Origin of the sequence: Pseudoalteromonas atlantica (genome assembly GCA_007988745.1) — a bacterium.
Taxonomy (GTDB): Bacteria; Pseudomonadota; Gammaproteobacteria; order Enterobacterales; family Alteromonadaceae; genus Pseudoalteromonas; species Pseudoalteromonas atlantica.
In genome coordinates this window covers 1-6264 of record BJUT01000091.1, presented here as the reverse complement: position 1 = coordinate 6264, position 6264 = coordinate 1, and the positions used below count along the sequence as shown (strand labels likewise).

Below are 6264 nucleotides of genomic sequence, written 5' to 3'. Positions count from 1 at the left end.
TGACGCAGAATAATACTTAGGTGATACCGTCGTGTAAATAGCAAATAAACTGTTTGCTTAAAAAGTAGGCGTAATTACGGTTTTTTTTGTAAATAGAGGGAAATTAGAAGGATTTAAACTAAAAATTAAAGGGTGGCAGCAAACTAAGGGAGCTAAAGAAGCGCTTTTAATAGTGGTTAGTTGTTTACTGCCCCTGCTTAATAATCATAACAAGATTGATTATTTGTATTGCGCGGCGCTGTTTAATGCTAACTTTTTGCCCATACGGTTTAATTTAGCAAGCATTTTAGCTTTACGGTTAGTTGGTTTTACGCCAACGTGGGCTGCTGCATTTTGGTTTAGGGTGTTTATTGGGTTCATGTCTTTGCTCCAAGGTGTATGTGTTTAAATCGCGAGCATTTTGACTCTTTTTTGTTTAAAAATACAACAATATAAACTAAGGCTTGGCTATTAGTTATTTTTATCTGAATTTGCATTGTTTTGTTTTTAATTAAAACTACTAAGTGCCCATTTTGCATAGTTATTTAACCAGGGGAACAAGCTTTTAATTTGTTTTGTAAGTATTTTTTTGTTTGTTAATGTTTTTAGTAAATTTTTACGCACTTTTATGATTAATTATTCAGATAAATTAATTTTAACTTAATTCTTATTTATGCTGGTGTACTGGCTAATGGGAGATAAATTACTTGCAGTTGTTAATAATAGTTAAACCGAGCGTAAAAAGTGTGGTGTTAGAACACTTTGATTGGCTTAAAAAAACATGCCAGAAGAAAAATATTCTCTATATTACGGTTAAAACGACAGGTAATTTTGAGTACGACTTAGCAAACGTTAAATTGAATGCACAAAAAAGCCAAATAGCAGTGGCTATTGGAGGCGATGGCACACTTAATTTGGCACTTAATGGCGTGATTAACAGTGCATGTAGCTTGGCAATATTACCTTGTGGTACGGGCAATGATTTTGCGCGTCGCTTTCATTGCTCCGCTAAACAATGGCAAAACGCTATTTTTAATGCTCCCACACACTTAATTGATGTAGGTAAAATTAATACTCGTTACTTTATTAATGTGGCTGGTGTTGGTTTTGATGCTCATGTAATTAAGCAGTTGGGTCATTTACAAAGCATGTCAGCTTGGCGCTATAAGTGGACGAGTTTTAAATCGCTCTTTACTTACAAAGCAAGCACACTAAATGGAGCATTTTTAAATAAGCAATGTAGCTATCAAAATTTAATAACTGTATTTGCGAACTCTCAGTATTTTGGTGGCGGCATTAAAATAGCACCTAGGGCTAAAATTGATGATGGACTGCTTGATTGCTACCAAATGCAAGCGGGTAGTCTTGTTGATCATTTATATAGCTTTATTAAATTAATTTTTAAGCGCCACCATACTTTAAAAAAGCTTACTTATAGCCAACTCAAACAGGCGCGTATTAATACTAAAAACTTATTAATTGAGGCCGATGGCGAGCTAGTAGGTGTTACGCCCGCGGTTATTGCTATTCATGAGCAGGCTATTAATTTTCATATACCAATAAAAAAGCGCCTACAGTAGGGTAGGCGCTTTTGTGTTAGTGCGTTAAAAACGCCTCTAACTGGGGACGGAGCCATTTTTAGCAACGCTGCGGCTTGCTAAAAAGGCGTTAATTCTTTTTGTGGGGGTAAGTACAATTGCATTACCCAGTAGTACTAAACTAAAGCCGGCAAAGGTGTTTGCATGCCATTCAAAGCCTTCAAAAAAGCTGCTTAATGCAACGGCCACTAACGGAAACAGCACTATGGCGTAGCTTGCTTTTTCGGGGCCAATGTTTTTTAACAAGGCAAAATAGCAGCCAAACGCAATCACAGTGCCAAAAACCGATAAATACAATAGCGACAACCAATAGCTGGTAGGGGCACTAAAACTGACCGTTATACCATTTATTAATACATAAACGGCTAAACCTACTGCGCTATATAACATGCCCCATGCGTTACCCTGCAGCACACCTATTTGACGATTAGAATTACGTACACTAATCATATTGCCCAATGAAGCCACAAAGGTACCCCCAAGGGCAAGTAGTAACCCGACCAACGCCCCATTACTCAAGTCGAATTGCTGTAAATGCGGCCAAAACAGACAAATAATACCCACCACGCCGATTAACGCGCCGCAGTAAATACGTTTGGCAATGGGCTTTGCAAAAAATAAACGGGTGTTGACTATGTTCATTATTAGCAACATTGAAAATGCAATAGAGGCCATTGCCGATGAGAGGTAGTTTTGTGCCCAATACAAAAGCAAATAATTTAAGCCAAAGTTAGAAATGGCCAATAAAGCAAAAAAGCCATGATCGATTAACGAAAATCGCATATTAGGCTTTTTGTAGGCCACAAATAGCCACATACATGCAGCTGCAATGGCAAAGCGATAAAACAAAGAAAGCTCCACAGCAATATCGCCTAGCTGAAACGAAATCGCGAGCCACGTAGAGCCCCAAATTAACACTGTTGTGAGATATAGCGCTGCGCTTTTCATGGCAAACCTCTAAAAAAACCGATTGAGTGGTTATTTTAGAGTCTATCTGTATACTTACCATATACAGAAAAGTATAAATGTAACCTATACAGATTTGAGGCGAGATATGCAGCCAGCTGCCAATAAGCAAAAAGTCGAGTTTTTATACCAACAAGTTATTGAGCTAATTAAAGACATGCAAGCGCAAAAGGTATTACTACCTGGGGAAAAGCTTCCTTCGCTTCGTAAAATGGCCAGTAACTTAAATATTAGCATTCCGACGGTTAAGCAAGCGTATCAAGCGTTAGAAGATCAAGGGTTAGTAGAGGCACGTGAAAAATCGGGCTACTTTTTAACGGTGCTTAATACGGTTTACAGTTTGCCAAAGCGTGTAAAACTAAGCCGCGAGCCTGTCACTGTAAATAAACAAGCATTAATAGAGCAGGTATACAGCGCTATTCATCAACCTAATGTAATTGCCTTTGGTATTGCCAATCCCGTTGCTGCAGCGCCTACCGATAAAGCTTTAGCCCGTACCATGCGCCGGGTTATGACAATTGCTGGGGCGAGTGTTATTAATTATGGCCCTATTGATGGTTTTGCTGCGCTTAAAAAGCAATTAGTGCATAGATACTTAGGCTTTGGTATTGGTGTAAATATAGATGAACTGGTGATCACCAATGGCGCGCAAGAGGCGCTGGCTATCGCACTTAAGTGTGTCACTAAGCCCGGCGATGTGGTTGCAATTGAAACCCCGTGTTATCACGGCATTATTGAACTAATAGAGAGCTTAGGTTTAAAGGCGCTTGAAATTCCGCTATGCCCCGACAATGGTATTTGGCTTAACGACCTAGCTCAAGCGCTTGAACAACATGATATAAAAGCATGCTTGTTTTCGACCGCCATAAATAACCCGGTTGGCAGCTTTATGAGCGATGAAAGCCGCATGCAAATGGTGGACTTAATAGAGTCACGTAATGTTGTTCTTATAGAAGATGATGTGTACGGTGATCTGCACTTTACTGCCAAGCGTGGCACGCCCGCTTTAGCGTATTCCAAAAAGGGGCTTGTGATCAGTTGCGCCTCGTTTTCAAAAACGGCTGCACCAAGTTATCGAGTTGGTTGGTTAATAGCAGGCAAGTTTGCAGGTCAAGCGCGCCGGCATAAGCGTGCATTAAGTTGCTCTGCCTCACTTATAAATCAGTGGACGCTTTCTGAGTTTATAGCCAGTGGTGAGTATGACCGTAATTTAAAAGTACTTAGGCAGCGCTTACGTAATAACAAAGAACGCATGCGGTGGTGCTTATTAAACGCAATGCCTAAAAATACGCGTATTAGTGACCCTAAAGGTGGGTGTGTTATTTGGCTTGATTTAGGCCAAGGGGTAGACAGTCAAAAGTTATTTTTACTGGCGTTAGAAGCTGGTATTAGCATAACCCCTGGACTTATTTTTTCAGCAAGTAATAAGTATAAAAGCTGTATTAGGCTAAGTTACGGGGTGCAGTGGAGCGAAAAAATAGAGCAGGCTATTACCACGTTAGGTGCGCTGGCTCACACGCTAAAAGAATAAAAAAGCAGCACCTAATATACAAGTGCTGCTAAAGGGATGTTTAATACGGTGCGGTGTATTAATTTTGTTTAATGGTAAATAACTCGTAGCCTTTTAGCTGGGGTAATTGCGCTACTAATTGCTCTTCTTGCTGTGCTATGTTGGCAAAGTTGTCGCATAAAGAGTTGGCACGCTTTTCAAGCGCACTGGCATGTAGCTCTACTTTTTCTTCTATTTGCGCGCCCATATTTTCCATGCGTTGCTCAAATGCATCCATATCTCCACCCGAACCAAGTAGCTCAGAGCCTAAAGCAACTAAAATACTGCCCATTGATTGCATAACGGCAGACTCAACCACGGTTTCTATTTGCTCCTCAAATTGGTGTTCAAAGTTTTCACCAAATTGATTAAAGCTTTGTTGGCCCATTACAAACGTACCTTGTTGATAAAAGGTGTTTTCTACTTCAAGTCTTATATCGTCCATCAGGCCAGATAAGTCATCAAGGCCATCAATATTAAATGCGTTAGCTACTTCCTCTAGTGCTACACCGGCTATTTTTACTCCGTCTAGGGCAATATTAGCGACCTCAGGTAGCTGCGTACGTAAGTTGTCAGAATACTGGGTAAGCGCTTGGCGCTGTTCGCTATTAATGGATACTTGTTCGCCATTTATAGTTAAGTTGCCATTGCTGTTAAAGCGCATGAATTGATTAGATGCGGTAAAAATTTCTAATTCGCTAGGTTTAATGCGTACATCGTTTTTAAACTCTACATTGCACTGCTCATTGCTAAACGAAATACCCGCATTGTTATCGTTATGTGCCATTGCAGCGGGTGTACAAATTAAAGCGCTTACTAATAGTAAATTTTTCATGTTTATTCTCTAATAATTGTTGATGACAGCTAAGTATTAACAAGTTTGGTGCCATTATTTATTTTTATTTTAAAACAGCAGGTTATGTAAATTTTCGTGTTTTTAATGATTTTTAATTTTGATAAATAAACTACTTTTTAGTCAAAAACACTAAAAATAAATAAATGATAAATTTTATTTGTCGAAACGATAAAAAACTCTCACTTTCCACTTTCTTAATTTAGCGCTATTTATTCACAATATTGACATGAAGGCTATTTACGATAGTCACGTGGCTTTATTTTGGTGCTAATTTGTTCGTATTTTAGCGCTAAACATTTTTAATTTACCAAGTGCAGGAATAAACCTGAGTTGGTCTCAAACACTTTATGGAGTGGGTTGTGGGTAAGACATTTAGTTACGATGCGCTAGATGATGATTTTGTTGAAGACGAGTACGAAATGGTCGGGCGCAATCAGCATGACAAAAAAAAGCAAAAGGTGAAAAAGAAGTTGGAAGATTACCTTGAGCAAAAACGTTTGCGTAAAAACCTAGGTGAAGACGACTTAAACGATTACATAGACTAAATTGTGCTAGTTAAATAATGCGCCTTTTTATTAGGGTTTGAATGTGCGTTTACGCATATTTAAAGGCTAAACATTGGCAATAAAGAGGCTTTATGCCTCTTTATTACTTATTATGTACTTAATTTAGCGAGTGCTTGTTGAATAGTGGTTTCTAGCTTTTCTGGTTTTGTAAAAGGCGCATAGCGCTTGATAGGTGTACCATCGGGCGCTATTAAAAACTTGGTGAAGTTCCACTTTATTTTTCGTGTTAAAAAGCCGGGTAAGGCCGATTTTAAATACCTAAATACAGGGTGGGCGTGACGACCGTTTACATCCACTTTAGCGGCCATTAAAAAGCTTACCCCGTAATTAATTAAACAGCCTTGTTGTATTTGCGTCGCGTCGCCTGGCTCTTGCTGACCAAATTGATTACATGGAAAACCAATAATAACCAATCCGTTTTTCGCGTACTTACTATGAAGAGTTTGTAGCGACTCGTACTGCTTAGTAAAACCACATTCACTTGCGGTATTAACAATAAGCACAACCTTGCCTTCAAAGTCGCTAAAATTAATTGTTTTACCGTTTAACGCAGTAGCCGTTAATTGATGAAATTCATGCATGATGGATGCTTTTTTATTGTTGTTAGCTACATTCTACCCGCTGTAGCGCGTTACTAAAAGTATAAAATTTAGGCGTGTTAATACCGCGCTTAACTATGCGCTAATGGGTTGGCTGTTATTTAGGGCGTGTTGAACTTTGCGGATTGAAATTTGTTCAACCTAGGGGCGC

Annotated in this window: 7 protein-coding genes; 3 read left to right on the top strand and 4 right to left on the bottom strand. The window is 39.0% G+C overall.

The genetic code is table 11. The features are described 5' to 3' along the window. Positions 1-219: 219 nt before the first annotated feature. Entirely contained in the window at positions 220-360 is a 141-nt protein-coding gene (locus PAT01_RS20145) for a hypothetical protein (RefSeq protein ID WP_004589025.1), read from the bottom strand. Positions 361-686: 326 nt separating this feature from the next. On the opposite strand from PAT01_RS20145, the gene PAT01_RS19600 reads away from it, so the two are divergent. Beyond that, positions 687-1559: a diacylglycerol/lipid kinase family protein gene (locus PAT01_RS19600; RefSeq protein WP_138580007.1), complete on the top strand. Its 873-nt coding sequence runs from the start codon at positions 687-689 to the stop codon at positions 1557-1559. A 36-nt stretch (positions 1560-1595) separates the two neighbouring features. Here the strand turns inward: PAT01_RS19600 and PAT01_RS19595 are convergent, their stop codons facing one another. Then, positions 1596-2525, bottom strand: a complete 930-nt coding sequence (locus PAT01_RS19595; protein WP_138580006.1) for a DMT family transporter — start codon at positions 2523-2525, stop codon at positions 1596-1598. Between the two features lie 106 nt (positions 2526-2631). Between PAT01_RS19595 and PAT01_RS19590 the strand changes: the two genes are divergently transcribed. Next, a complete protein-coding gene (locus PAT01_RS19590) occupies positions 2632-4074 on the top strand; it encodes an aminotransferase-like domain-containing protein (protein WP_138580005.1) in 1443 nt (480 codons plus the stop codon). Positions 4075-4132: 58 nt separating this feature from the next. Here the strand turns inward: PAT01_RS19590 and PAT01_RS19585 are convergent, their stop codons facing one another. Then, positions 4133-4927, bottom strand: coding sequence for a YggN family protein (locus PAT01_RS19585; RefSeq protein WP_138580004.1), 795 nt, complete (start codon positions 4925-4927; stop codon positions 4133-4135). A 380-nt stretch (positions 4928-5307) separates the two neighbouring features. Between PAT01_RS19585 and PAT01_RS19580 the strand changes: the two genes are divergently transcribed. Then, a complete protein-coding gene (locus PAT01_RS19580; RefSeq protein WP_004589020.1) occupies positions 5308-5493 on the top strand; it encodes a PA3496 family putative envelope integrity protein in 186 nt (61 codons plus the stop codon). A gap of 110 nt (positions 5494-5603) precedes the next feature. Here PAT01_RS19580 and PAT01_RS19575 read toward each other — a convergent pair whose 3' ends face one another. Next, positions 5604-6095, bottom strand: a complete 492-nt coding sequence (locus tag PAT01_RS19575) for a glutathione peroxidase (RefSeq protein ID WP_138580003.1) — start codon at positions 6093-6095, stop codon at positions 5604-5606. Positions 6096-6264 lie beyond the last annotated feature (169 nt).